General features: G+C 76.7%; 2 protein-coding genes and 1 pseudogene. All 3 read left to right on the top strand.

Annotation, left to right across the window (positions count from 1 at the left end):
- A pseudogene (locus B0E53_RS35315) lies at positions 1 to 927 on the top strand (glycosyl transferase); the annotation flags it as partial.
- Between the two features lie 3 nt (positions 928 to 930).
- A complete protein-coding gene (locus B0E53_RS35320; protein WP_107079814.1) occupies positions 931 to 2,157 on the top strand; it encodes a bifunctional glycosyltransferase family 2/GtrA family protein in 1,227 nt (408 codons plus the stop codon).
- Between the two features lie 92 nt (positions 2,158 to 2,249).
- Positions 2,250 to 2,626 (top strand): DUF6597 domain-containing transcriptional factor (locus B0E53_RS35325; RefSeq protein ID WP_348639692.1); only part of this gene is annotated, 377 nt, incomplete at its 3' end.

Raw genomic sequence — 2,626 nt, forward strand, 5'->3', positions numbered from 1 at the left:
GCCGCCGTGCCCGGCGCGGTGGAGCCGTCCCCGGCCGGCGTGCCGGGTCACCCGGTCGCGGGCGCGTCGCAGGTGCCCGCGACCGGCACCGGTAGCGCGTCGAGCGCTTCGGCCGTACCGGTGGGTGGGCCGCTGGCTCCGGGCCGGCGGCGCGGGTTCGCCGCGACCGTGATCCTGGCCGGCACGCTGGCGGTGACCGCGTGGTGGTCCTGGCACCTGCTCGGCCGCAGCTCCGAGTGGTACCCGTGGCTGCGTACCGCCGTGCTCGTGGTGGGCCTGGCCGCCGCCGTGCTGCTGGTCGTCGCCGACCGGCTGCCCCGGCGGGTGGCCCCGGTGCTGCTCGCGCTCGGTGCGGCGGCGGCGTTCGCCGGCCCGGTGGCGTACTCGCTCCAGACGGCGGCGACCGCGCACACCGGCTCGATCCCCAGTGCCGGCCCGTTCGTGCAGGGCGGCTTCGGCCCCGGCGGCCGCGGCGGGTTCCCGGGCGCCGGCCGGATGCCGGGCGGCGGCAGCCGGCAGTTCCCCGGCGGTGACGGCCGGGCGCCGGGCGGCGGCATGGGCGGGCTGCTCGACGCCCGCGAGCCGAGCGCCGAGCTGAAGGCGCTGCTGGAGGCCGACGCGGACGACTACACCTGGGTCGCCGCGACGGTCGGTTCGAACAACGCCTCCGGCTACCAGCTCGCCACCCGGGAACCGGTGATGCCGGTCGGCGGCTTCAACGGCAGCGACCCGTCCCCGACCCTCGCCCAGTTCCAGCGGTACGTCACCGAGGGCAGGATCCACTACTTCGTCGGCGGCGGCGGGTTCCGGGCCAACGGCGGCAGCAACGCCTCCGCCGAGATCTCCGGCTGGGTCGCCGCGAACTTCACGGCGCAGACCGTCGACGGCGTGACCTTGTACGACCTGAGCAGCGGAAAGCAGGGCTGAGCGATGACCTTCACGAGCGAACCGCGGGCCGCGGTGCAGGCCCGGCCCACGGCGCCCACGGCGGTGCTGGACGTGGTGGTACCGGTCCACAACGAGGAGATCGATCTCGCTCCCTGCGTGCGGCGGCTGCACGCGCACCTCACCGCGCACTTCCCGTACCCGTTCCGGATCACCGTGGCGGACAACGCCAGCGTGGACGGCACCCTCGCGGTGGCCGGGGCGCTCGCCGCCGAGCTGCCCGAGGTGGGGGTGCTGCACCTGGACGCCAAGGGGCGGGGCCGGGCGCTGCGGGCCGCCTGGTCGGCCTCACCGGCGCCGGTGCTGGCGTACATGGACGTGGACCTCTCCACCGACCTGGCGGCGCTGCTGCCGCTGGTCGCCCCGCTCATCTCCGGCCACTCGGACCTGGCCATCGGCACCCGGCTGGCGCGGACCAGCCGGGTGGTCCGGGGCGCCAAGCGGGAGGTGATCTCGCGCGGCTACAACCTGCTGCTGCGCGGCACCCTCGCGGTGCGCTTCTCCGACGCGCAGTGCGGGTTCAAGGCGATCCGCGCCGACGTCGCGGCCGGGCTGCTGCCGCTGGTGCAGGACACCGGCTGGTTCTTCGACACCGAGCTGCTGGTCCTGGCCCAGCGGTCCGGGCTGCGGATCCACGAGGTGCCGGTCGACTGGGTCGACGACCCGGACAGCCGGGTGGACATCGTGGCCACGGCGATGGCCGACCTGCGCGGCATCTGGCGGCTGGGCCGCGCCCTGGTCACCGGGGCGCTGCCCCTGGCCGACCTGCGCGCCCAGCTCGGCCGGGCGCCGTTGCACGCGCCGCCGGCCCAGGTGCCGGCCGGGCTGCCCCGGCAGCTCGCCCGGTTCGCCGTGGTCGGGGTGGGCAGCACGCTCGCGTACCTGGTGCTGTTCCTGCTGGCCCGCGGCCCGCTCGGGGCGCAACCGGCGAACCTGCTGGCCCTGCTGGTGACGGCGGTGGCCAACACGGCGGCCAACCGGCGGCTCACCTTCGGCGTCACCGGCCGCCGGCACGCCGGCCGGCACCACCTTCAGGGCCTGCTCGCCTTCGCCCTCGGCCTGGCCCTGACCAGCGGCTCCCTGGCGGTGCTGCACGCCACCGCCGGCACCCCGCCCCGCGCCCTGGAACTGACCGTCCTGATCGGCGCCAACCTCGCGGCGACCGCCCTCCGTTTCACCCTGCTCCGCCTCGCCATGCACCACCGCGCCTGACCGCCCGATCTTGGCGAGTTTCCGTTCGTGTGGAGCGGTAACTCGCCAAGATCCGGAGCGGGGACCGGGCCACGGCGTGGCAGGGTGGGGACATGTACCGGGAGGGGGCGGTGGCGGAGATCCCCGGGGCGGTGCGGTGGGCGAGCGTCTCGCGCGGCGAAGCGGCGGTGCGGGTGCTGCCGGACGGGTGCCTGGACCTGCTCTGGTCCAGCCGGGCGGGGCTGCTCATTGCCGGGCCGGACCGGACGGCCCACCTGTCGGTGAGCGTGCCGGGGGAGCGGTGGGTCGGGCTGCGGCTCCCGCCGGGCACCGGGCCCGCCGTGTTCGGGGTACCCGCCGACGAGCTGCGCGACCTGCGCGTGCCCCTCGACGACCTGTGGGGGCCGGCCGCCGCCGAGCTGGCCGACCGCGTCGCGGCGTCCGCCGGTTCGGCCGCCGCGCCCGCTGGGGGCAGCCGTGCCGGATCGCC

Origin of the sequence: Micromonospora sp. MH33, assembly GCF_003013775.1 — a bacterium.
Taxonomy (GTDB): Bacteria; Actinomycetota; Actinomycetes; order Mycobacteriales; family Micromonosporaceae; genus Micromonospora; species Micromonospora fulviviridis.